A 22,489-nucleotide genomic window follows, 5' to 3' on the forward strand; every position below is an offset into this window, starting at 1 on the left:
CCGAAACCAAAGAATCAACCCGCACCAGAATCAAGCAGGGACCGGGCGGCCAACGTCACTCTGATGAAAAATTCGGGCTAGGTAGACATGAAATCTCAGAAGAGGATCATAAAGTCCCCGTCCCTGAGCACGAGCACAAGGCCCACTGCAACCTCGGCCGCCGATATCCACAACGCAGCCACACCAGCCCGCCAACCGTTTGACCGACGCACAAATACGCGGAGCGCAACAATGCCGAGCGTCACTGCGAGCAGGCCAAACAGCGCCGGATAGCTCCACAGCACCAACGGTGCAACCCAGTCCAGCCGCCCAGGGCCCTCGGAAGGCCTCGTGAAGAGGGCCGCCAATAGGCTGAGAGGCCCAGTCAAATACATACTGGCGGGCGCAATGAGGCTGAAGGCGAGGCTGGCTGTCCCTTCGCCGCTGCCGTGGGCCTTCGGCGAGGCCGGGGCTGGCGCAATGGACGGATCGTGCAACGGTGCGAGGCTCATGGTTTCTCCCGAATGCTGTGGCTGGATACCGCTTGCTGATCCCAAACTAGGTTCGCTCCAGGCGGGTCACCAGACCCTTTCTGGCCTATGTGGATAACTTCGCAAGGGCCGGCTGACGCCAAGGCAAGTCCGGGCGTCAGGGCTCGAGGACGCGCAATGACAGAATGGGTCCCGTGACCCGTGCTGACAACGTTGAAGTGCCTGGACTGCTGGTCGACGCCGAAATCGACGACGTCCCCCCAGCAGCCCCCACGCGCCTTCCGGGCCAGTCGGGCGGCGGTCCGGAGAGCCCGCAGGGCAGCAGGCGCGCACTCGTGTACCTGGGCCTCTGCCTGGTGCTCATCGGGCTGAACCTCCGCACGGTGTTCTCCAGTTTCGCCGCGGTTCTTCCGGAGATCACGTCCGACGCCGGCCTGCCGGGCTGGGCCGTCGTGGTGCTCACCACCGTGCCCGTGACGCTCCTGGGTGTCTTCGCGCCGCTGGCCCCTGTCCTGGCCCGCCGGTTCGGCGCCGAACGCGTCCTGCTCGGCGCCATGGCAGTGCTCACAGCTGGGCTGCTGCTGCGGCCCGCGGACATCGGCGGCCTGGTGCCCGGTGCCGGCCACCTCCCTACTTTGCTGGCGGGAACCGCTGCCTGCGGTGCCGCCATCGCCCTGTGCAACGTGTTGCTGCCAGGGCTGGTGAAGCGCGACTTCCCGCACCGGCTGGGCCTCATGGGCGGCCTGTACACCACGGCCATCTGCGCGTCGGCTGCCCTCGGAGCCGGCTTTACCTACCCGGTGTTCACGGCGACGGGGGAGTGGGCCTCGGCGCTGTGGTTCTGGGCGGTTCCTGCCGCCGTCGTACTTCTGCTGTTCCTTCCGGTGGCGCTGCGCCAGCATCCCATCCGGCACCAGGCCGCCAACCTTGGCGTCAATGTGTGGCGTTCGGCGGTGGCGTGGCAGGTGACCATCTTTATGGTGCTGCAGGCCATGATGTCCTTCAGCGTTTTTGCGTGGCTGGCGCCGATCCTGCGCGAACGCGGCGTGGACGGCGGCACGGCCGGACTGATGGTCTCTGTTTCAATCGTGCTCCAGATGACGGGTTCGCTGTTCGCCCCTGCACTGGCAGCGAGGTTCCGTGACCAGCGGGCCATCGCTGTGGTGGTGGCGCTGATGACCGGCGGCGGGTTTGCGCTGAGCATCTTCGGACCCCTGGAACTCATCTGGGTGTGGACCTCGCTGCTGGGCCTGGGCCAGGGAAGCCTCACCGCGGTGGCCCTGACCATGATCATGCTGCGGACGCGCGACGGCCACACTGCCGCGCACTTGTCCGGGATGATGCAGGGCGTGGGCTACGGGCTGGGTTCCACCGGCACGCTGATGGTGGGCCAGCTGCACGAGGCCACGGGATCGTTCACGGCCGCCGGGGTGCTGTTCCTGGTGGTCGGTTCGCTGGCCGCGGTGTTCGGTTACCGCGCGGGCCGGAACCGCTACATCGGCGGCTCCAGCCGGTCGGGCCACTAGCGTGCAGGAACCCGCCCTGCCGGCCACGCATTCCACCGCCACAGCCGGGATCCTGCAGCGACCGTACCTGTGGGTGACCGTCGGCGCATGTGCCCTGGTGTTCCTCGCGGCCTTCGAATCGCTCGCCGTGACCACCATCATGCCTGTCGTCAGCCGCGAGCTCGACGGCGCCAGCCTGTACGCGCTGGCCTTCGCCGGGCCGCTGGCCACCGGCGTGATCGGGATGGTGGCGGCCGGAAACTGGTCGGACCGCCGCGGCCCAACAGTCCCGTTGTACGCCTCCGTGGCGTTGTTCGTGCTGGGCCTGATCATCGCGGGCACGGCCGTGTCCATGCCCGTGCTGGTTGCCGGCCGCCTGGTGCAGGGGCTTGGCGGCGGCGCGCTGACGGTTGCGCTCTACGTGGTGGTGGCCCGCGTCTACCCGGCCGTCCTGCACCCCGGGATTTTTGCCGCCTTCTCGGCCGCATGGGTGATCCCGTCCCTGGTGGGCCCGTTCGCGGCCGGCATCGTGGCGGAGGTCCTGAGCTGGCACTGGGTGTTCCTGGGCGTGGTGGGCCTGGTAGTGCCCGCCGTGGTGATGATTGTTCCGGTGCTCCGCGGCATCGACCGGCCTTCTGAGCAGGCCACGGTCCCGCCCTGGGCGCTGGGCCGCCTGGCCTGGGCGGCGCTCGCCGCGCTCGCTGTGCTGGGGCTGAACCTCTCCGCCGGAGTCACTATCGCGGGCGTTCCCGTAGCCCCGGCACTCGTGGCCGCCGTCGTGATTGCCCTCGTGGCCGTGCGGCCCCTGGTTCCCCGTGGAACGCTGCTCGCGCGCCGCGGCCTGCCCAGCGTGATCCTGACCCGCGGCCTGGCGTCTGCCGCATTCTTCGGTGCCGAGGTCTACCTGCCGTACCTGCTGATCGAGGAGTACCAGTTCCCGCCGACGTTCGCCGGCCTGGCGCTCACCGGAGGCGCGTTGTCGTGGGCAGCCGCTGCCGCCATCCAGGGCCGCCTCGGCACCCGGCTGCAGCACCGGGTGGCGGTGCGCATCGGCTCAGCGCTGGTGCTGGGAGCCATTCTCCTCACGCTGGCGACGTCGGCGCTCCACTGGCCGGCCGCCGTCGCGATTGCCGGCTGGCTCTTGGCCGGCGGCGGCATGGGGCTGCTGTATCCGCGGCTCAGCGTGATGACGCTCGCCATGTCCACCAAGGAAAACGAAGGCTTCAACAGCTCGGCGATGTCCATTTCGGACTCGTTGGGCGGGGCGCTGGCGCTCGCCGCCACGGGCATCGTGTTTGCGGCGTTTACGACGACGGCGGAATCGTTCGCGGGGGTCTTCGCACTGACGGCGGTGGTGGCCGTCGCCGCAGTTGCGGTGGCGCCGCGGGTTTCCCGTTGACCCCGGAGTTTTTGTCCAGATAATCCGAGTTGCGCGCCCGGGAAGGCGCGTTATCTGGACAAAAACTCAAGCCAGCCGGGTGGCGCGCAGGACGGTGTCGCCGATGACGGCCTCCTCGCCGTCAGGACCTGAAGCCGTCCGCTCGCGAATGGTGTTGACCTCCAGCTGCCAGTCCGGCGAGTCCAGGCCGAGCTCCGCCACGAGCTGCGCCGGAGTGTAGAACATCTCCGGCCTCGTGTGGTTTCCCCACGGCGGCAGGTGGTCCGGATGGTGGCCCACGATCAGCAGCGTGCCGCCCGGCTTGACCGCTGCAGCCGCCATCCGGAGCGGACCTTGCCACGCCAGGTGCGGCGAATGCAGGAACTGCGAAGACACCAGATCGTAGGTGGCCGCGGGCTGCCACTCCTCCAGGTCACACTGTTCCCAGTGGATGCGGCTGGGGATTTCACCGGCTCCCTGCGCGTGCACACTCTCGCGGTCCAGGGCCGACTTTTCGTGGGTTGCTGCCCGTTCCAGGGCGACGGCGGAAACGTCGACGGCGGTGACGGTCCAGCCCTGCTGGGCGAGCCAGATGGCGTCGGCACCTTCGCCGCAGCCCAGATCCAGCGCCTTGCCCGGCCGCAGTCCGGCGCCTTCGCGGACCAGTTGCGGGTTGGGTTTCCCGCTCCAGAATTTCGGCTTGCTCCGGTAGCTTTCGTCCCACGCCTCGGCGGCACTGCGCTGCGGTGCATCCCCAAGCCGCGTGTCGCCGTCGTCCGCTGTGTGGTGGTGGTCCGCACCCTGTTCAGTCATGCCTCAAGCCTGCGCCTGCCGGGCACCCAAAGGCAACGCCCCGCGTTGACTCGTAGAAGATGCGCGCGTAGTGGGTATCGAAGAATCATTTGGTAATGCGCGCGTAGCGGGGTGTCTGCGGCTGCCGGTTCGCTGGCGGGGGTAGGGCTGCTGCTATGGAGCTGACGATGAGCGAACGCAGGGCTGTCACGAAGGTTCTGGCCACGGAATACCGGCGTGCTTCCAAGGCCAGGAAGGGCGAGATCCTGGATCAGATCTGCGCGGTGACTGGCTGGCACCGCAGTCATGCCCGCAAGGCGCTGGGTCTGGTCCTGTCGCTCAGGGTTGTCCGTCCCCGCCCGCCGAGACCGCTGCTCTATGACAGCTCCGTTATCGACGCGCTGCGGTTCTGCTGGGCGGTGCAGGGCACGCCGTGCGGGCGGCTGCTGGCGGCGGCCCTGCCTGATCTGGTCCCGCGTCTGCGCCGGTTTGAGTAGCTTCAGATCGAGGACGGGACGGCGGCGCTGCTGTTGCGGATTGCGCCGGCGACGATTGACCGCCGGCTCAAGGCGGACCGGGCCAAACTGGATCCGCGGGGCCGGTCCCATACGAAGCCGGGAACGCTGCTGAAGGACTCCATCCCGATGCGGACCTGGGCCGAATGGGATGATGCCAGACCCGGTTTCGTGGAGATCGACCTGGTCGGTCACGAGGGCGGCAATTCCCAGGGCGAGTTCTGTTTCACCCTGGATATCACTGACATCGCGACGGGCTGGACGGAGACCGTGTCAGTGCGGAACAAGGCGCAGAAGTGGGTGTTCGCGGCGATCAAAGAGGCGACCGCGAAGTTTCCCTTTCCGGTCCTGGGCATCGATTCGGACAACGGGTCCGAGTTCATCAACTGGGGGCTGTTCCGCTGGTGCGAGCAGGAGAAACTGACGTTCACCCGGTCCCGGTCAGGGAATAAGAACGACGGCGCCCACGTGGAGCAGAAGAACTGGCACATCGTCCGTCAGACCGTGGGATACCACCGCTACGACACCCCCGGCGAACTGGATCTGCTGAACCGGATCTGGGAACTGCAGCGGCTGCTGACCAACCACTTCGGCCCCCAGCAGAAACTCGTCTTCAAGGAGCGCAACGGCGCGAAGACCACGAAGAAGTACGACCGACCTGCCACGCCCTACCAGCGGGTTCTGGCCGACAAAGGCACCGTCCGCAAAACGGTCAAAACCAGACTCGGCCGGGAAAACCAGCCGCTGAACCCGGCCGCCATCCAACGCCAGATCCAGGCACTCACCGCCGAGCTACTGACGCTCACGACCAGCAAGCAAGCGGCCAAACCCAAGCCCGCCACGCGCGCACTTCCGAATGATTCCACGAAGAAGGCTACGCGCGCATCTTGACATGATTCCTCGGGCGCCCGCACCACCTGCAACACGTGCTTGAAAGAGGCCGAGGCGCGGGGATGGTACGCTTAGGGGACTTGATGTGCAGTGATGCCCGCTCGTCCCTTGATTTGGGAAGCGGGCTTTTTCATGTGAGAGGCACATCCTGCGTCGATGAACGCGTTCCATTTGGTCCCAGCCGCCGCCCTGAATTGGGCAGCAGCACGGTTGATCACCTGACTTTTCTTCGGCGAAACCCTTGAGCCAACCGGCATCGGGGGCCGATATCCGCACGGATACCGCCTGAAAGACCATGAAATATATGACTACTTTTGCTGCCCTCGGCACGCCCAAAGAACTCGCCGACACCCTCACCGCCCAGGGAATTGTTGAGCCGTTCCCCATCCAGGTCAAGACCCTCCCGGACACCCTGGCCGGACGCGACGTCCTGGGCCGCGGCCGCACCGGCTCCGGCAAGACCATCGCTTTCGCCATCCCGCTTGTAGCACGACTCGCTGAGCGGGAAGCCAAGCACTTCCGCAAGCCCGGCCGCCCCATGGGCCTGGTCCTCGCACCGACACGCGAGCTCGCCACCCAGATCAACGCCACCATCGAGCCGATGGCCAAGGCCATGGGCCTGACCACCACCGTGATCTACGGCGGCATCTCCCAGGCCCGCCAGGAAAAGGCCCTGCGCGCCGGCGTCGACATCGTCATCGCCTGCCCGGGCCGCCTGGAGGACCTGATCCGCCAGCGCATCCTGACCCTCGAAGGCGTCGAGATCACCGTGCTGGACGAGGCCGACCATATGGCCGACCTCGGCTTCCTCCCGGTGGTCAAGAAGCTCATGGACATGACCCCCAGCCAGGGCCAGCGCCTGCTGTTCTCCGCCACCCTGGACAACGGCGTGGACAAGATCGTCCAGCGCTACCTGTCCAACCCGCTGACCCACGCCGTGGACGAATCACAGGCCGCCGTGACCACCATGGAGCACCACGTCCTGGTGGTCAATGACCAGACCGTCAAGAAGCAGCTGATCGTTGAGCTCGCCTCTGGCGCCGGCCGCCGCGTCCTCTTCATGCGGACCAAGCACCACGCCCGCAAGCTGGCCAAGACCCTGACCGACGCCGGGATCCCCGCCGTCGATCTGCACGGTAACCTCTCGCAGAACGCCCGTGACCGCAACCTGGCCGAGTTTTCCTCCGGTGACGTCCGCGTCCTGGTGGCCACCGACGTCGCAGCCCGCGGCGTCCACGTGGACGACGTCGAACTGGTGATCCACGTGGATCCGCCCACAGAGCACAAGGCATACCTCCACCGCTCAGGCCGTACGGCCCGCGCAGGTTCGGACGGCACCGTTGTCACGCTGACCCTCCCGGAGCAGCAGTCCGACGTCAAGAAGCTCATGAAGGCTGCCGGCGTCGAGGTCAACTTCGAGCGCGTCACCGCCAACTCCCCGTTGGTTGCTGAGCTCGTGGGCGAAATGGCCGACAAGATCGATCCCCGCACCCGCGCCGCTCTTCTCGCCAAGAAGTCCGCACAGCAGGGTGGCGGCACCTCCACGGGCGCCAACGCCGAGCGCAAGCGCGCCCGCCGCAGCCAGGAAGGCCCCACTGCCGGTGGCCGTGGCGGCCGTGGTGGACGTGGACGCGTCTCCGCTGAGCCGACCCGCACCGATCTTCCCCGTGCCGAGCGCCGCGCTGTTGCCTACGAAGGCCGCACCGAGGCACGGGCAGCATTTGACCGCGTAGCGGAGCAGAACGAGGACCGCGCCATTGCAGCAGCTGCTGCTCGCCGCAATTCCCGCGGCCACGGCGCCACAGGCTCCACGCACCGCAACGACGTCCCCGCAGCAGGTGGCCGTGCAGCGGCCGGCCGCGGTTCAGACGGCCGCGCTGCTGAAGGCCGCACGGATTCACGCGTTACCCGCAGCGATGCCCCTCGTGGCGGAACGGGCCGCCCGGCTACCACCGGCGGACAGCGCGGCGGACGTCCGGCAACGGGCCAGCGCGCAGCCGGGGCCCGCACCGCAGGCGCCGGTGCAGGTGCCCGCACCGCAGGCGCCGGTGCAGGTGCCCGCACGGGTGGATCCGGCCAGCGCGCCGGAGCCTCCACGGGCAACGGCGGCAACGCCGGGAACAAGGCTGTTTGGTCCTCCAACACCGGGGGCACGTCCGGTGGCTCGTACGCCGGTAACGGTGGCGGCAATGGTGGCGGCGGTGGCCGTCCGGCACGCAGCGGTCCCCGCCGCGCGTCGGCCCCGGCCTCGAACGAACGCCGCAGCCGCTAAGATTCGTGTTTTCGCTACGTAAAGTAGCTGGCGATACGCAGAATGCCGGCCGCGACGGATATATCCGTAGCGACCGGCATTTCGCGTAGCGCAAATCACGAAGCGCAGCGCCAGCCTGAAAGCGTAGCGAAAGTTACCAGCCGCGGGCGCGCCACTCCTCAAGATGCGGGCGTTCCGCGCCGAGGGTGGTGGGACTGCCGTGGCCCGGGTGCACCACGGTGTCATCCGGGTAGGCCTCGAACAACCGCGCGGTGACATCGTCCAGCAGCGACGTGAACCGCTCAGGATCATTCTGGGTGTTGCCCACGCCGCCCGGGAACAACGAATCCCCGCTGAAAATGTGGGCAGGACCTTCCGGGTCCTGGTACACAAACGCGATCGATCCAGGAGTATGGCCGCGCAAGTGCACGGCGGTGAGCTCGAAGCCGTCCACGGCGCAGGTGTCCCCATGCTCCAGGGCCCGGTCCACGGGTACCGGAAGCGCCTCGGCGTCGTCCTTTCCGGCAACGGTTGGGGCGCCGGTCGCTTCCACCAACGCCGGCAGTGCCCGGATGTGGTCCCAATGCTGGTGCGTCGTTGCAATCTGCGCCAGTTTGGTTGTGGCCGCGGTATCCGCAGCGGCGTCCTGCAGCATCGCCTGGATGGCCGGAAGGTCGTCCGCAGCATCTATCAGCAGTTGTTCGCCGCTGGCCTTCGCGGTCAGCAGGTACACGTTGTTGTTCATCTCGCTGACGGAGATGCTGCGGATGGTGATGTCGCGGAGGTCGTGAATAAGCGTGTCCATGGGCTTCAGTCTATTCACGGCCCTGGGACACCCAGTTGGGGTCCGCCGAGCGGGAGCCGACGACGGCGTCCGCGGCCTGGTCCAGCGCCTCCATTTGCGCCGGGGTCAGGTCCAGGGACAGTGCGCCCAGGTTTTCGTCGATCCGGTGCGTCTTGCGCGTGCCGGGGATGGGGACCACGGCCAGTCCCCGCCGTTTGCCCTGCTCCAGCAGCCACGCGAGTGCAACCTGGGCGGGCGTAGCGGACAGCTCGGCCGCGACCGACCGCACGGCCGCCACGACTCCCTGGTTCGCGTCAAAGGCGTCTGCGGCGAACCGGGGGATCCGGCGTCGGAAGTCGTTGGCTCCCAGGCTGGAAGCGTCCACCGTGCCGGTGAGGAATCCCCGGCCCAGTGGCGAATACGGCACAAAGCCCACGCCCAGGCTGGCCGCGGCCGGAACCACGTTGCGTTCCACGTCGCGGCTCCAGATGGACCATTCGCTTTGGACCGCGGCGATGGGGTGCACGGAGTGGGCTTCGGCCAGCTCCTGCGCGGTCACCTCTGACAGGCCAAGGTGTTTGACCTTGCCCTGCTGCACCAGCCCCGCCATGGCCTCCACGGTTTCCACAATCGGAACGCGGAGGTCACGGCGGTGCATGTAGTAGAGGTCGATCACGTCCGTGCCAAGCCGCCTTAGGCTGGCGTCGACGGCCTGCCGGACGTAGGCGGCATCTCCCCGGACATCCGTGTAGCCATCAGCCGGCGAGCCCACCAGGGAAAACTTGGTGGCGAGCTGCACTTCACCCCGCCGGTCCCTGAGCAGCTGCGCGATGAGTTGCTCGTTGCTGCCGCCGCCGTAGATGTCCGCGGTGTCAATGAAGCTGACGCCGGCATCCACCGCATGGTGCAGGGTTTTGAGGGCCTCGTGCGGGTCAACCTCGCCGTAGACCGGGGTGAGGGCCATGCCGCCGAAGCCGAGGGGGCTGACGGTGAGGCCGTCGCCGAGGTGTACCAATGGTGCAGTCATGAGTGCTCTCCATCTGTTTGTGGATTCTCGTCCCAGCCAAGAACCCCGGTCCTTGCCCCAGTATTCCTAGGAAGGTGACCTGTATTCCCAGCAGGTGGCCTGGCCCCACGGGATGATCCGGTCGGCGCCCCGGCGCGTGGCCTCGATCATTACCGCGTTGGCCTCATCCGGGCCCGCCGCCCATGCCTCCGCAGCAGCCCGCTCCATACCGAACTCCACGTGCCGGTCCACCAGCCGGGCCAGCCGCAGCGCGGGAGGGGTGTCCATGAACCAGACCTCGTCCAGCTGTGCCCGGACCTCCTTCCACTCAGGCGTCTCCGCCAGAAGGTAGTTTCCTTCGGTGATCACCAGCGGCACGGACGCGGGGACTGCGATGGACGCGGCCACCGGTTCGTCCAAAGTCCGCCGGAACTCGGGCGCGTACACCACCGCCTCGTCCCGCCGCACCAGCCGCCGCAACAGCGAGAGGTAGCCGCCGACGTCGAACGTGTCCATGGCACCCTTGCGCTGCCGCAGCGGCGTGCCGTCAATGATCGCGTTGCCCAGGTGGAAGCCGTCCATCGGCACCACGACGGCGGTATCAGGGCCGAACTCCCGCTGCAGCCGGGCCGCGAACGTGGACTTGCCGGAGCCGGGTGCGCCCGTGATGCCCAGGAGTAGCCGCCGGCCGCCGTCGAGCCTGTGCTGTAGGGCGTCGAGTGACTGCTGTACTTCGGGGGAGTCCATGGCAAAAGCCTAAACCGGCCGCTGGTTCTCCCCGGCTTTCGCGCGCGCAAATGGGATTCCGACAGCGGGCCGCCCGGACACGCCGTCCGACGGCCTCAGAGGTGGGGAGACTCAGCGGGCGCAGGGTCCGGCGCAGCGTCGAACGTGGCAGCGGGGGACGCGGCAGGTGAAGCCGGCAGTGCCTTCAATCCCGCCGCGCAGGCCACTATCCCCCCGATGAACAGCACCTTCAGGACGCTGAAGGGTTCGACGCCGGTGGCCATCGCCCAGCCCACCGTCAGGGCAGCGCCGATCCCCACCCAGACGGCGTAGGCCGTCCCGAGCGGGATGCTGCGGATGGCCAGGCCCAGGCCAATCATGCTCAGGGTGGCCGTTACCGTGAAGACCACGGTGGGCAGGGGCCGGGTGAAACCGTCGGACTGGCCCAGGGCGGTGGCCCAGACGGCTTCCAGCACGGCGGAGGCCAGCAGCATCAGCCACGCAGCGGAACGCTTATTCATTACGCCACCACCTTCAGGCCAACCACGCACGCGGCGATGCCGGTGAGCAGCAGCAGGCGCGCCGTCGTCGGACGTTCCGCCCTGGTGATGATCGCGTAGGCGGACGTCAGCACCACGCCCACGCCCACCCACACGGCGTACGCGGTGCCGGTGGGGATGGACTGCATAGCGATTGCGAGGCCGGCCATGCTGGCGACGACGGAGGCCAGAAAGAGGAGGGCGGGCGCGAGCCGGCGCCGGCCGGATGCCTGGAATGTCCGGTGCAGAGCTGCGGCCCAGACGGCTTCCAGCGCCCCGGAAAGAATGAGAATTAACCACGACATGACAGATCCTTTGGCCAGTCTTGTCGCGTGCCGGGTACTGAACCGTCGTCCGGAGGGTCCTGTGCGGAGCCTTGTTTCCAGCATAGCAACGCCCGACGGCGGGTGGCCGGGTTGGTGGCCAACCTCACCGCCGGGCGGGGCAAGGACCTTTAGAGCGCGCCGCCGGCTGTTTCCGGAGCGGAGGAGTCGCGGCCCCCATTGCCCACCGTTTCGCGGGCGATGAAGTTCTCGATGTCGAACAGGTTGTCCGCGCGCTCGGCGATGTTATAGAGGGTGGTCATGGCGGCGACCTCCTCCACCTGCTCCTTGAGGAACCACAGCATAAACTGCTCGCCCAGGGCGTCGTCCTCGGAACGGGCGGCGCGGAACAGGGCCTCGATCGCGGCCGTCACTTCCTTCTCCTGCTCCAGCGCCAGGGCCAGCGGCTCGGTCACGGAGGAGAAGTCGTTGCGCACGGTGGGGACGCCCGGGATGGTGAATTCAATGTCGCGGTCCAGCATGTACTGCACCATCATCATGGCGTGGTTCCGCTCCTCCACCGACTGCCGGTAGAAGTAGCGGGCCAGCTGCGGGAGGTCCTGGTTGGCGAACCAGGTGGCCACGGCAATGTACTGCTGCGAGGCCGCGAATTCGTTGCCGATCTGGGTGGACAGGAGCGCATTAAAGGGGGTGGAAGTCATAGCCAGAGTCTAGGAGGGCCGCGTTCCGCTGACCAGTGTGGGAAGGCTCAGATAACGAAGGCGAGGCTAGCCTGCAGCGCTGGATGAGGCAGTCACGCGGTCGATTGAAACCACGGCCAGGAAGCCGCGGCCCAGGATTTCGGGGGTCCCGGTATCGGAGCCGACGACGGCGTCATAGCGGTTGAGTGCCTCGGGTCCCGTGGGGGCAGGGACGGCTTCGTCGCCGTCGGCTACTGAGGCGGCAGCGGTTTCCGCGGCTTCCGCGCTGACGCTGAGGTTGCCCGCGCTGACGGTGGCCTGGCCCTGCAGCAGCACAGCAAGCTGGCCCTCAAAAACCGGGTGCGCGCGCTTTTTGGAGAGCTCGATGATGGACGTGAAGCCCTTGAACGACCCCGTCCGGGTGATGACGTTCAGATCGCGGATGTCCCCGGTGGGCAGGGCACCGTGCGCGGCAGCTTCGCCGGAGAACCTGAACGGCCGGTGCTTTTCCAGCGGGTGCTCGGCGCCATCCACCGTGAGAAGGAGCAACTCGCCGTCGATCACGGTCAGCACACGTTCCATGCCCGGGAACGCCGAGAAATCCCCGGCCTTGCTGACATCGGCGATGCTGACCCGCCAGTCCCAGGCGCCGTCCTGCGAAGAGGCGGCCTTCGGGTGGCTGGCAAGCTCCCGGGTCACCCCGCCGCCGTTGCGCCACGGTTCGGACCTGAGTTCTGCGAAGCGGATGATCTCCATCGGACCAGCCTAGTTCGTTTGGGCGCCCTCTCCAGTGTTTGGGCGACCCCGCCACGCGTGGCATGCTGGGCAAATGCGCCAAGGGATCACCGAGGAACAGAGCCGGCTGCTGACGTCCTGGCTCGGGGGATTCAGCGTGGTGAAGGACTACTCGTGGCCTCTGCAGGACACGAACGTCCTCCACGTTGCCACGCCGTCGGGCGGCGAATTCATCGTCAAGGCGAGCACCACAAGCCACCATATCCACCGCGAGATCGCCGCCCACGCCGGCGGGTTCGAAGGGCTTCACGGGCGGATTCCGGCGTTACGGCATGCCTCGGCGGATGCCGCGATCCTGGTGACGGAATTCCTGCCGGGGGTCCTGGTGGAGGGGACGCCGGCCGAGGACGATCCGGAAACCTACCGCCAGGCCGGGGAGCTTCTGGCGAGGATTCACCGGCCCGCCGGGGTCTCATCCACCTATACAACGGCGCTCACGGCCAAGACCCGTGCGTGGATGGACCGTGCCCACGGGCTGCTGCCCGAATCGCAGCTCTACAGCTTTGAAGAGGCGCTCGATGCACTGCGGCCGGGCGTGGCGCAGCTGGTGGCAACGCACGGCGATTACCAGCCGAGGAACTGGCTGCAGGACAACGGTCAGATCAAGGTCATCGACTTCGGCCGGGCTGAACCGCGTCCGTGGGTGCACGATCTGGTGCGGCTCAGCCATCAGCGGTTCGTCCACCGGCCCGATCTGGCGGATGCGTTCCAGGCGGGCCTGGGCAAAACGGTGGGCCAGGCGGAGGCTGACCTGTGGCGGCTGGAGAACCTGAACCAGGCCATCGGCACGGTGGTGTGGGCCAACCAGGTGGGCGACGCCGCGTTTGAACAGACGGGCCGCGCCATGGTGGAGCGTGTGCTGTCCGGCTTCTGAAATGGAACCGGCCCACATCGGCGCCGCGGGTACTTGCCTGTTAGTCTCCTCCGGGGGGACTATGCGAAGACAGCCTGAAGGAGCCGGAAAATGTTCGTCAAAGTCTGTGGTCTCAGTACGCCCGAATCAGTCCGTGCCGCCGTGGAGGCTGGGGCGGACGCCGTCGGCTTTGTCCTGACAGCCAGCCCGCGGGTGGTCTCGCCGTCGCAGGTTTCCACTCTGCTGGCGGACGTGCCGGAAGGGGTGGTTGCCGTCGGCGTTTTCCGGCACGAACCGGTCGCCGATGCCATTGCCATCGCCCGTTCCGCCGGACTCGAATGGGTCCAACTCCATGCGGACCTCACCCCCGAAGACGTCACAACAGTGCACGACGCCGGCATGAAGCTGATCAGGGCGGTCACCATGGCAGCCACTGCAGACGCGTTCGCCGACTGGGGCGAGGAGCACCTGTTGATTGATGCCGCCGTGCCCGGGTCCGGAGAGGCCTGGGACTACGCCTCGATGGTGGACGTGACGGCGCTCCAGGACCGCAAGTGGCTTCTGGCCGGCGGACTGGACCAGGACAGTGTGGCGCAGGCAACCGCAGCCTCAGGTGCCTGGGGCGTGGACGTCTCCTCCGGCGTCGAGGTTTCCCGTGGTGTGAAGGACCTGGACAAGATCCGGGCCTTCGTGAAGGCCGCCAAGGGCTGAGGCCCGGTCCAGGTGTAGAGGTCCAAGTTCCAGGGCCGAAGATCAGGGGCCAATCAGGGCAGACCCCTACGTTTTTGTCAGACCCCGCGGGGCACAATGGACAGATGAAGACTCTGCTCAACATCATCTGGCTGGTATTCGGCGGACTCTGGCTCGCTCTGGGCTACTTCCTGGCCGGCATCATCTGCTGCCTGCTCATCGTCACCATCCCGTGGGGCATCGCGTCATTCCGCATTGCGGCGTACACGCTCTGGCCGTTCGGGCGCATGGTGGTGGACAAACCGGGCGGAACGGGCGTGTTCCCGCTGCTGGGGAATGTCATCTGGCTGGTGGTGGCGGGCATCTGGATCGCGATCGGCCACGTGGTCACAGCTTTTGCCATGGCGGTCACCATCATCGGCATCCCGCTGGCCATCGCCAACCTCAAGCTCATCCCGGTCAGCCTGATGCCGCTGGGCAAGCAGATCGTTCCCACTAACAGCCCGTTCGTTACCGCGTACCGTTAGCCGGCGGCATTCCCCGGGGCTTCGCTAAACCCGGGGACCAGTCCCTGGGCTTCGAGCTCCTCTGACCGGAGCGCCCGCAGCACGCAGAATTCGTTGCCGTCCGGGTCGGCCATGACCACCCAGGTCACCTCCGGTCCCTGCCCGACAGAAATACGCGACGCGCCAAGGGCTTCCAGCCGCTGCACCTCCTCGGCCTGGTCATCCGGACGCAGGTCCAGGTGCAGCCTGTTCTTGATCTCCTTCTGCTCCGGCACCTTCACGAACAGCAGGTCCGGACTGACGCCGTCGGCCGGGCTGCCTGCGGGCGGCTCCAGTACGATTTCGTCCTCCACCTCATACGTGCGGCGCCACCCCAGGGCCTTCTCCCAGAAATCGGCGGGCACTTTGGGGTCGGCGGAGTCGACGCTGACAGATTGGATGCGCAGGTTCATCCGAGCAGTCTTGCACCGGCCGGGGCGCCCGTAAAGGCTTCCGGCGGCTGCGCGAAGAGTCAGGCCAGCTCGCCCCGCAGGTTCCGGCGGGCGGCATCGAGCCACAGTTCCCGTGCGCGGTCGCTGTGGAACAAGGGGTCCAGTTCCAGCAGATGACGGACGACGGCGGCACGGCCGGCCGCGAAGTCTGCGTCGCCGATGTGCGCATAGTCTTCCCGGACGGCGGCCACATACCGGGCGTACGGCTCAGGTTCGCCGCCGAGGACTGACAGGTCCGCGTCGCAGAGGAGGGCGCCGTCGTCGTCCCCTGGTTCCGGGCGGTGGTCCGACGTCAGCCTGACCAGCCGCGCCACCTCCTCGACTTCGGCGGCCGGAAGCCCCGCATCCGTGAGGCGCTCTTGGGCGAGGCGGGCCGATTCCTCCTCGTCCTGGCCGGCGATCCCGCGGTACACGGCATCGTGGAACCAGGCTGCGAGCAGCACGGTCTGCGGCGGATCGGCGGGGTCGGTGAGCAGGTCCACGGCCTCAAGTACCGCCAGCAGGTGCGTGCAGCCGTGATACCGGCGGTGGTCCTCGCTCCAGCGGTCCAGCAGGTCCAGGAAGAGGGCGTCGTGTCCGGGCATGATGGCTTCCCAGCGGTTCAGCAACGGGACCTTGAGGGACTTGTTGCGCTGCCGGGCCGGGATGCGCAGCCCGCTGGCGATGAGCTTTCGCACCAGGATCCGGGCTTCCACGGCGATGGCGCCCGCGGCGACGAGGTCGTCGAACCGGCGCTCGGCAACGTCGTAGTGGTCGCCGTCGAACGCCCGGTCCGGGATGCCGGCCGCGGCGGCGAAGGCGTGCAGCTCCGCGAGCGACGTGTCCGAGATGAGGTGCGAAAAGTGCGTGCCGTGGGCGGGCCAGAGCGGCGGATCCAGGTAAATCGCCATGGGGGAAGTCTAGTGCGGCGGTGGTCTGCGCCGGAGCCGCCAACCGCCGCGTGCCCGCTCAGGAGCCGGCTGGCAGGATGTTCTGGTTGCCCTGGAAGACGTTCCGCGGATCGAAGTCCCGCTTGACCCTGGCCAGCCGGGCGTAGTTCCCGTTGCCGAACGCGGCACGGATGCGCTCCTGGCCTTCGTTGCCGATGAAATTGAGCCACACCCCGCCCGAGGCATAGGGCGCAATCTTGCCGCGGAAGTCCTTCACCCAGGCCTTGGCCAGCTCGCCTTCCTCGGGTGTGGGGGAGATGCCGTAGGGGTGGCTCACCCAGGCCGCGTTCCGGTTGATCAAGGGCGTGGCCGCCCCCGCGTTTCCGCCCACCGCGCCGCCCCAGCGGGCGATGAGTTGCTGGGACGTGGCATCGGGGAGGTTGTGGGCCGACTCAACAAAGAGGTCCAGAGCTGCATCGGGAAGTTCGTCGTGGTAGTCCGCGCTCCAGTAGTTGTAGTGGTCCGGCGGATCGTCGATGGAGCCGTTGAACTCTGCATACGGTGTATCAGCCACCAGGTCAACGGCCGGCCCGAGCTCGCGGAACGGCCGGGCATGTTCGGAGCCCTCCTCGGGCTCACCCGCGTAGACGTACGCGATGAGGGTGGCCATCTTTCCCACCAGGTGCTCCGGAACAAATGGCTCCGGCGGCGCCGTGAAATACAGGAGCCCCAGGCCCACGCCATCAGGGGCGGCCAGGGCCAGGTCCCGGAACGCCCGGGAAACATCAGTTGCCGCCTCCCCGGGCCACAGCCAAAACCCGGCGTGCACCACGGGGCCGAGCCTGTGCGCCTGGAACGTGAAGGACGTGGCCACGCCGAAATTGCCGCCGCCGCCGTGGAGGGCCCAGAAGAGTTCGGGGTTTTCCCGGGCGCTCGCGGTGACGCGCTCGCCGTCGGCCGTCACCAGGTCCACCGAGACGAGACTATCGCACGCGAACCCGAAGGACCGCTCCAGCCACCCGGATCCGCCGCCCAGGGTGAAGCCGGCCACGCCGGTGGTGGAGGCCCTCCCGCCGGTGACCGCCAGGGCATGCTCCTGGGTAGCGCGGTCGAACTCGCCCCAGGTCACGCCTGCCCCGGCGGTGACGATGCCGGATTCGGGGTCCACGTCGATCGACTTCATGGGCCGGACATCGATCACCAGGCCGTCGTTGTTCATGGACATTCCGGCCACTGAGTGGCCGCCGGCGCGGACAGCAATGGCGAGGGAATTTGCCCGTCCATAGCGGAGGGCTTCGGCCACGTCCGCGTCATTTGAACACTGGGCAATCACCGCCGGCCGCCGGTCAATGCTGGCGTTAAATACCTTCCGGGCCGGGTCATAGTCGGGGCTGTCGGGCCTGATCCACTTCATCACAAACGCTCCTCAGCGACTGCGGCCCCTCCCCTCCCCATAGCGTAGAACTTCGGCCCGGGACGTTCCATAGGCAGCCCAAGTGGAGCCTCGAACGGGAGCGAAAGAAGGAGCAAAGTCATCTTCGGATCCGCGGTGGAAAATACTAAGAAAACCCGCAAATGCGGACTAGAATCATGAAATGCCCACTATTCGCGTATCCGAAGCCGCCCGGTTCCTCGGCGTTAGTGACGACACCGTCCGGCGCTGGACTGAGAACGGCAGTCTCACCCCCGTCAAGGACGACGCCGGCCGGCTGGCCGTGGACGGACTGGAACTGGCCCGGCACGCCCAGAAGCTCGCGCAGCTTCCCGAGGACCCGCACCGTTCAGGGAGTTCGGCGCGCAACAGGTTCGTTGGCCTGGTCACGGGCATCACCGCGGACAAGGTCATGGCCCAGGTGGAACTCCAGTGCGGGCCGTTCCGGGTGGTGTCGCTGATGAGCAGCGAAGCCGTCCGGGACCTGGGCCTGGAACTCGGCTCCGTGGCCACCGCGGTGGTCAAAGCAACCACAGTCATCATCGAAACCCCGCAGGGAAAGAGCATCATTTGAGCATCCGCAAACACGCCGGCGCCACCATCATGGCTGCCCTCATGCTGGGCCTCGCCGCGTGCGGAACGGCTACGACGCCCACGGCCACACAGTCCGCCGCGTCGCAGTCCCCGGACGCCGCAGGTCAGGTCTCCGGGACCATCACGGTCTTCGCAGCCGCGTCGCTCAAGGCCACATTCACCCAGCTGGCCAGCGACTTCGAGGCGAAGAACCCCGGCACCAAGATCGTGTTGAGCTTCGCCGGTTCCTCAGACCTGGTCACCCAGATCACGCAGGGCGCACCGGCCGATGTTTTTGCCTCCGCCGACACCAAAAACATGACCAAACTGGCCGATGCCAAGCTCCTGGACGGGACCGCGAAGAACTTCGCTACCAACGTCCTGGAGATCGCCGTCCCGCCGTCCAATCCGGCGTCGATCGCGTCCTTCGCGGACCTGGCCAAGCCAGGCGTCAGGGTGGTTGTCTGTGCCGGCCAGGTTCCGTGCGGGGCGGCCGCGGACACGGTGGAAAAAGCCGCGGGCGTGACCCTCTCGCCGGTCAGTGAGGAGTCATCGGTAACGGACGTCCTGGGCAAGGTCACCTCGGGCGAGGCCGACGCCGGCCTGGTCTACGTCACCGACGTCAAAGGCGCCGGAGGCAAGGTCAAGGGGATCCCGTTCGACGAATCGGGCAAGGCCATCAACACGTATCCCATGGCCACAGTAGGCTCGAGCCGGAACAAGGAACTGGCGGCGGCCTTCATCGCCTTGGTGACCGGCGCGGACGGGCAGAAAACCCTGAGCGCGGCCGGCTTCGGCGCCCCGTAAGTAAGCCGCACCCAAGGAGACCATGAGACAGGCCAGGAACGGCGGATACGGCGGCGTCCCGCGCTGGATTTACGTCCTTGCGGCGGCGGGCGGCCTGTTCGTGGTGCTGCCGCTGGCGGCCATGGTGGCCAAGGTCAACTGGGCCCAGTTCATCCCGCTGATCACATCGGAAGCGTCGCTGCAGGCCCTTGGGCTGAGCCTGCGCACGTCGGCGGCCAGTACTTTCCTGTGCATCGTGCTCGGTGTGCCGCTCGCCCTGGTCCTGGCCCGCGGCAGCTTCCCCGGCCAGCGCTTCCTCCGCTCACTGGTCCTGCTCCCGCTGGTGCTTCCGCCCGTGGTGGGCGGCATCGCACTCCTGTACACGTTCGGGCGGCAGGGGCTGCTGGGCCGGACGCTGGAAGTGGCTGGCCTGCAGATCGCCTTTTCGACGACGGCGGTCATCCTGGCCCAGACGTTTGTGGCCCTTCCGTTCCTGGTGGTCAGCCTCGAAGGCGCCCTGCGGACCGCCGGGAACCGGTACGAAGCCGTGGCCGCGACGCTCGGCGCCGGACCCACCACGGTGCTCCGCAGGGTCACCCTCCCGCTCGTTCTGCCGGGACTGGCGTCCGGCGCGGTGCTGTCCTTCGCGCGCAGCCTGGGCGAATTCGGCGCCACCCTCACGTTCGCGGGCAGCCTGCAGGGGGTGACCCGGACCCTGCCGCTGGAAATCTACCTGCAGCGGGAAACGGATGCCGATGCCGCCGTCGCGCTTTCCCTGGTCCTCGTGGCGGTGGCCGTTGCCGTGGTGGCGCTCGCGTACCGCAGTCCCCGCGCCGCCGAACGGGCCCCCGCGCTTAGCGGGGAACGCACGACGGCGGCGCCGGCCCAGGGAGGTGCAGTCCTGTGACGTTCTCGGTTCAGGCCGCCGTGGCCGGCCGCGGGTTCGACGTCTCCCTCGCGCTGGGCCCGGCCGAAACGGTGGCCGTTATGGGAGCCAACGGCGCCGGCAAATCCACCCTGCTGAACGTCATCGCGGGCCTGCTGCACCCGGACTCGGGCACGGCCGAACTCGACGGCAGGGCGCTGTTTGACCTCACCGCCGGGCGCGGCCAGTGGACGGCTCCCCACCGGCGCGGCACGGCGCTCCTGGCCCAGGAACCGCTGCTGTTCCCGCACCTGAGCGTGCTGGAGAACGTGGCTTTTGGGCCCCGGAGTGCGGGGGCTTCGAAGCAGGCTGCCCGGGAGTCCGCCCTGCGTTGGCTCGCGGAAGTGGAGGCGACGGAGCTGCAGTCCCGCCGACCGGCCGAGCTCTCCGGCGGCCAGGCGCAGCGCGTTGCGGTGGCGCGGGCGCTCGCTGCCGACCCCGGGCTCCTCCTCCTGGACGAGCCGATGGCCGCGTTGGATATCCATGCCGCCCCGATGCTCCGGCGCCTGCTCAAGCGCGTGCTGGCCGGCCGGCGGGCCATCATCATCACGCACGACGTCCTCGATGCCCTGATGCTGGCCGACCGGGTGGTCATCCTCGAAAACGGGCGGATCAGCGAGGAAGGACCCACTCGGGACATCCTCCAGCGCCCGCGCAGACGGTTCGCGGCCGGGCTCGCCGGGCTCAACTTTGTGGCCGGCCACCTGACCGAACACGGCCTGCGGGCCGGTGCCCTCAACCTCTATGGCCACCACGACGCAGCCGCCCCGCGCCCTAGCGGGCAGCCGGGCGTGGCTGTCTTCCCGCCGTCGGCCGTTTCCGTTTTCCTCACCGAAGCGCATGGCAGCCCGCGGAACTCCTTCGCCGTGACCATCACCGACCTGGAACCGCGCGGGGACGGGATCCGGGTCCGCGCCGGGGAGAGCGGGCAGCTGAGCGCGGACATCACTCCGGCGGCCTCTGTTGATCTTGGACTGGCGCCGGGCATGCAGGTGTACTTCGTGATCAAGGCCGGCGCCGTCGCCATCTACCCCGGCTGAAGAGGCGGGAATGCGCGGGTAGGCTGGTCAGCGTCGTCCGGACGCGGCGGCGGTATTGGGGGAGAACCATGAATAGAATTACGACGGCGGCTGCCGTCCTTGCGCTGCTGGCGGGCCTGTCCGGGTGCAGCCTGTTCCCGTCGCCGACGCCGCTGCCGGACATCGCCCCGGCCACGCCCGCGTCCGTGCTTCCTCCGGAGTGCCCGTTTGTGGGCCGGGACGACGTGCCGCCGGTCCGGATCCCCAAGGGCTCGCCGCGCGAAACCATCGGCAGCGTCCTGAACGCCTACAGCGGCTGGCTCAACGCCGGCTCCGAGCTGGTCACGGCGTGGAGACCGGGCAAGGCTGTGCCGGAAAACTGCGTCGCCGATCTCGCGGCGAAAAACGCGGAGGCCTATTCGAGAACCCTCTTCACCACGCACAGCGACGTCGCGTGGCAGGAGTACTTCGCGGCGGTGAGGGTGATGAACCAGCAGAACCTGGCGGCGGTCCGCGTTGCCGGGCCGGAGACGGGTGGGCGCGGCACGTTTGAGCTGCTGCAGGAGATCGATTCGAGCGCCACGGACAGCGGCACGTTCCTGAAGTTCGACGCCGTCTACCGCCCCGTGATTGCCGGGCAGGGCAGCTGGGAGGACCTGGACAAGCCGACCCGCTGGTACGTGGAACTCGTCCCGGCGGGGGAGTTCCTGGTGATCAACTACATCGAAACCAAGCCGGCCGCCGGCTATCCCTGAGTCCGGATGGCCCCCCGCGGAAATGTAGTTGACTGATTTTGTCATTTAACGTGACATGCTTCACATCCGGCTGTAATGTCGCCCGTGGATCGCCCGCACCGATGGCCGGTCCATCCACTGGAACTGACCCTGCTGACGGCTGACCGCTGATGGCTGCGGGTCCACTTGCGAAGGAGCTACCCGCTTTGAAGATCGCTCGAATGCTGGCCACGGCCGCGGCAACCGCTGCGCTGCTGACCCCCTTGACTGCCCACGCCGCACCCGCCACCGGCGGTGACTCGGCCAGCCCGGACATTGCCGGCGGCACCACCACCACGATTTCCGCGGCCCCGTACGCCGCGCAGATTTCCTTCGATTCCACCGGGACGAACGTGGGCTGTACCGGCAGCCAGATTTCCGCGGACTGGGTTATCACGGCCAAGCACTGCAACTCAACATCACTGAAGTCCGTCCGGCTGGGCACCACGTACCTGGAAACCGGCGGAACGGTGAAAACGGTGGCCGCCCGCTATGCCTCCAGTACCGGCGATGTTCTGCTCCTGAAACTTTCAACCCCGCACTACGGCTCGTATGTCGGGCTATCCAGTTCGTTCCCTGCGACGGGTTCCTCGGCCAAGGTCTACGGCTGGGGTGACCAGACCGAAGGTGCGGGCACCATGTCCTACTACCTCAAGACGGCCAACGTCACCGCTGCCGGGCAGGGCGTGGACACTTACGGAGGGCCGTCCGTTCGAACGCAGTCACAGACCGGCCACACGCTGGGCGGCGACTCCGGCGGGCCGCTGATTGTGAGCGGCAAGCTGGTGGGAGTGCTTTCCACCTCCAGCATCCTGCCACCGCAGAACCCGTCCGACTACACGCGGTACTACAACGACCATGCCTCGATCGCCAGCAACCTGTCCTGGATCACCAGCGTCTCAGGGGTTGCCGGCTCCTGATCATGGGCATAGACAGACCCCCGGGCGGGTGGCTCC

The 22,489-nt window shown here is 67.6% G+C and carries 26 protein-coding genes and 1 riboswitch; of the genes, 14 read left to right on the plus strand and 12 right to left on the minus strand.

Annotation, left to right across the window (positions count from 1 at the left end; genetic code table 11):
- Nucleotides 1-95: 95 nt before the first annotated feature.
- Nucleotides 96-491: a hypothetical protein gene (locus CXR02_RS08155; RefSeq protein ID WP_104061521.1), complete on the minus strand. Its 396-nt coding sequence runs from the start codon at nt 489-491 to the stop codon at nt 96-98.
- Nucleotides 492-664: 173 nt separating this feature from the next.
- Here CXR02_RS08155 and CXR02_RS08160 point away from each other — a divergent pair, with 173 nt between their 5' ends.
- Together CXR02_RS08160 and CXR02_RS08165 are read left to right on the plus strand one after the other, a co-directional pair.
- Nucleotides 665-1,996, plus strand: coding sequence for an MFS transporter (locus CXR02_RS08160; RefSeq protein WP_258060873.1), 1,332 nt, complete (start codon nt 665-667; stop codon nt 1,994-1,996).
- Nucleotide 1,997: 1 nt separating this feature from the next.
- Complete coding sequence (locus CXR02_RS08165; RefSeq protein WP_104061523.1) at nt 1,998-3,374, plus strand: MFS transporter; 1,377 nt, start codon at nt 1,998-2,000, stop codon at nt 3,372-3,374.
- A 66-nt stretch (nt 3,375-3,440) separates the two neighbouring features.
- Here the strand turns inward: CXR02_RS08165 and CXR02_RS08170 are convergent, their stop codons facing one another.
- Nucleotides 3,441-4,166, minus strand: a complete 726-nt coding sequence (locus CXR02_RS08170; RefSeq protein ID WP_104061524.1) for a cyclopropane-fatty-acyl-phospholipid synthase family protein — start codon at nt 4,164-4,166, stop codon at nt 3,441-3,443.
- Nucleotides 4,167-4,333: 167 nt separating this feature from the next.
- Between CXR02_RS08170 and CXR02_RS22575 the strand changes: the two genes are divergently transcribed.
- From CXR02_RS22575 to CXR02_RS08180, 3 genes are all read left to right on the plus strand, one after another.
- Complete coding sequence (locus tag CXR02_RS22575; RefSeq protein ID WP_219816394.1) at nt 4,334-4,642, plus strand: hypothetical protein; 309 nt, start codon at nt 4,334-4,336, stop codon at nt 4,640-4,642.
- 33 nt (nt 4,643-4,675) lie between these two features.
- Complete coding sequence (locus tag CXR02_RS08175) at nt 4,676-5,551, plus strand: transposase family protein (RefSeq protein WP_219816395.1); 876 nt, start codon at nt 4,676-4,678, stop codon at nt 5,549-5,551.
- A gap of 304 nt (nt 5,552-5,855) precedes the next feature.
- Nucleotides 5,856-7,823 carry a DEAD/DEAH box helicase gene (locus CXR02_RS08180; RefSeq protein ID WP_104061525.1) on the plus strand — a complete coding sequence of 656 codons (1,968 nt, stop codon included), beginning with the start codon at nt 5,856-5,858 and terminating at the stop codon, nt 7,821-7,823.
- Nucleotides 7,824-7,956: 133 nt separating this feature from the next.
- Here the strand turns inward: CXR02_RS08180 and CXR02_RS08185 are convergent, their stop codons facing one another.
- The 7 genes from CXR02_RS08185 to CXR02_RS08215 form a co-directional block, all read right to left on the minus strand.
- Nucleotides 7,957-8,607 (minus strand): MBL fold metallo-hydrolase, encoded by a 651-nt coding sequence (locus tag CXR02_RS08185; RefSeq protein ID WP_104061526.1) that lies wholly within the window; start codon nt 8,605-8,607, stop codon nt 7,957-7,959.
- A gap of 10 nt (nt 8,608-8,617) precedes the next feature.
- Nucleotides 8,618-9,613 (minus strand): aldo/keto reductase, encoded by a 996-nt coding sequence (locus tag CXR02_RS08190; protein WP_104061527.1) that lies wholly within the window; start codon nt 9,611-9,613, stop codon nt 8,618-8,620.
- Nucleotides 9,614-9,679: 66 nt separating this feature from the next.
- On the minus strand, nt 9,680-10,339 hold the full coding sequence (locus CXR02_RS08195; protein WP_104061528.1) for a nucleoside/nucleotide kinase family protein: 660 nt from the start codon (nt 10,337-10,339) through the stop codon (nt 9,680-9,682).
- Between the two features lie 95 nt (nt 10,340-10,434).
- On the minus strand, nt 10,435-10,839 hold the full coding sequence (locus CXR02_RS08200) for a multidrug efflux SMR transporter (RefSeq protein ID WP_104061529.1): 405 nt from the start codon (nt 10,837-10,839) through the stop codon (nt 10,435-10,437).
- Nucleotides 10,839-11,162 (minus strand): multidrug efflux SMR transporter, encoded by a 324-nt coding sequence (locus tag CXR02_RS08205; RefSeq protein ID WP_104061530.1) that lies wholly within the window; start codon nt 11,160-11,162, stop codon nt 10,839-10,841. Before CXR02_RS08205 ends, CXR02_RS08200 begins: the two co-directional genes overlap by 1 nt.
- Nucleotides 11,163-11,171: 9 nt before the next feature.
- A riboswitch (guanidine-III (ykkC-III) riboswitch) is annotated at nt 11,172-11,237 on the minus strand.
- Nucleotides 11,238-11,311: 74 nt separating this feature from the next.
- Nucleotides 11,312-11,842 (minus strand): ferritin, encoded by a 531-nt coding sequence (locus CXR02_RS08210; RefSeq protein WP_104061531.1) that lies wholly within the window; start codon nt 11,840-11,842, stop codon nt 11,312-11,314.
- 66 nt (nt 11,843-11,908) lie between these two features.
- On the minus strand, nt 11,909-12,577 hold the full coding sequence (locus tag CXR02_RS08215) for a HutD family protein (protein WP_104061532.1): 669 nt from the start codon (nt 12,575-12,577) through the stop codon (nt 11,909-11,911).
- A 73-nt stretch (nt 12,578-12,650) separates the two neighbouring features.
- Between CXR02_RS08215 and CXR02_RS08220 the strand changes: the two genes are divergently transcribed.
- The 3 genes from CXR02_RS08220 to CXR02_RS08230 all read left to right on the plus strand — a co-directional run bounded on the left by CXR02_RS08220 (nt 12,651) and on the right by CXR02_RS08230 (nt 14,686).
- Complete coding sequence (locus CXR02_RS08220; protein ID WP_104061533.1) at nt 12,651-13,490, plus strand: aminoglycoside phosphotransferase family protein; 840 nt, start codon at nt 12,651-12,653, stop codon at nt 13,488-13,490.
- Nucleotides 13,491-13,580: 90 nt separating this feature from the next.
- Nucleotides 13,581-14,180 carry a phosphoribosylanthranilate isomerase gene (locus tag CXR02_RS08225; RefSeq protein WP_104061534.1) on the plus strand — a complete coding sequence of 200 codons (600 nt, stop codon included), beginning with the start codon at nt 13,581-13,583 and terminating at the stop codon, nt 14,178-14,180.
- 104 nt (nt 14,181-14,284) lie between these two features.
- On the plus strand, nt 14,285-14,686 hold the full coding sequence (locus tag CXR02_RS08230) for a YccF domain-containing protein (protein ID WP_104061535.1): 402 nt from the start codon (nt 14,285-14,287) through the stop codon (nt 14,684-14,686).
- Here CXR02_RS08230 and CXR02_RS08235 read toward each other — a convergent pair.
- The 3 genes from CXR02_RS08235 to CXR02_RS08245 are packed head-to-tail and all read right to left on the minus strand — an operon-like array spanning nt 14,683 to nt 17,439.
- Nucleotides 14,683-15,117: a VOC family protein gene (locus CXR02_RS08235; protein WP_104061536.1), complete on the minus strand. Its 435-nt coding sequence runs from the start codon at nt 15,115-15,117 to the stop codon at nt 14,683-14,685. The two genes, CXR02_RS08230 and CXR02_RS08235, sit on opposite strands and share 4 nt — an antisense overlap.
- Nucleotides 15,118-15,176: 59 nt before the next feature.
- Nucleotides 15,177-16,046 carry a DUF4031 domain-containing protein gene (locus tag CXR02_RS08240; protein WP_104061537.1) on the minus strand — a complete coding sequence of 290 codons (870 nt, stop codon included), beginning with the start codon at nt 16,044-16,046 and terminating at the stop codon, nt 15,177-15,179.
- Between the two features lie 58 nt (nt 16,047-16,104).
- A complete protein-coding gene (locus CXR02_RS08245) occupies nt 16,105-17,439 on the minus strand; it encodes an FAD-binding oxidoreductase (protein WP_104061538.1) in 1,335 nt (444 codons plus the stop codon).
- A 181-nt stretch (nt 17,440-17,620) separates the two neighbouring features.
- On the opposite strand from CXR02_RS08245, the gene CXR02_RS08250 reads away from it, so the two are divergent.
- The 6 genes from CXR02_RS08250 to CXR02_RS08275 all read left to right on the plus strand — a co-directional run bounded on the left by CXR02_RS08250 (nt 17,621) and on the right by CXR02_RS08275 (nt 22,453).
- Nucleotides 17,621-18,031: a molybdopterin-binding protein gene (locus CXR02_RS08250; protein WP_104061539.1), complete on the plus strand. Its 411-nt coding sequence runs from the start codon at nt 17,621-17,623 to the stop codon at nt 18,029-18,031.
- Nucleotides 18,028-18,837: a molybdate ABC transporter substrate-binding protein gene (gene modA, locus CXR02_RS08255; protein WP_258060874.1), complete on the plus strand. Its 810-nt coding sequence runs from the start codon at nt 18,028-18,030 to the stop codon at nt 18,835-18,837. The genes CXR02_RS08250 and modA overlap by 4 nt, the downstream gene beginning before the upstream one ends.
- Before the next feature lie 22 nt (nt 18,838-18,859).
- Nucleotides 18,860-19,723: an ABC transporter permease gene (locus CXR02_RS08260; protein ID WP_104061540.1), complete on the plus strand. Its 864-nt coding sequence runs from the start codon at nt 18,860-18,862 to the stop codon at nt 19,721-19,723.
- Nucleotides 19,720-20,781, plus strand: coding sequence for a sulfate/molybdate ABC transporter ATP-binding protein (locus tag CXR02_RS08265; protein ID WP_104061541.1), 1,062 nt, complete (start codon nt 19,720-19,722; stop codon nt 20,779-20,781). Before CXR02_RS08260 ends, CXR02_RS08265 begins: the two co-directional genes overlap by 4 nt.
- Nucleotides 20,782-20,849: 68 nt before the next feature.
- Entirely contained in the window at nt 20,850-21,515 is a 666-nt protein-coding gene (locus CXR02_RS08270) for a hypothetical protein (protein WP_104061542.1), read from the plus strand.
- Between the two features lie 185 nt (nt 21,516-21,700).
- Nucleotides 21,701-22,453: a trypsin-like serine protease gene (locus tag CXR02_RS08275; RefSeq protein ID WP_104061543.1), complete on the plus strand. Its 753-nt coding sequence runs from the start codon at nt 21,701-21,703 to the stop codon at nt 22,451-22,453.
- The last annotated feature ends 36 nt before the right edge of the window (nt 22,454-22,489 follow it).

It is taken from the genome of Arthrobacter sp. 4R501, from assembly GCF_002929755.1.
Classification (GTDB): Bacteria; Actinomycetota; Actinomycetes; order Actinomycetales; family Micrococcaceae; genus Arthrobacter.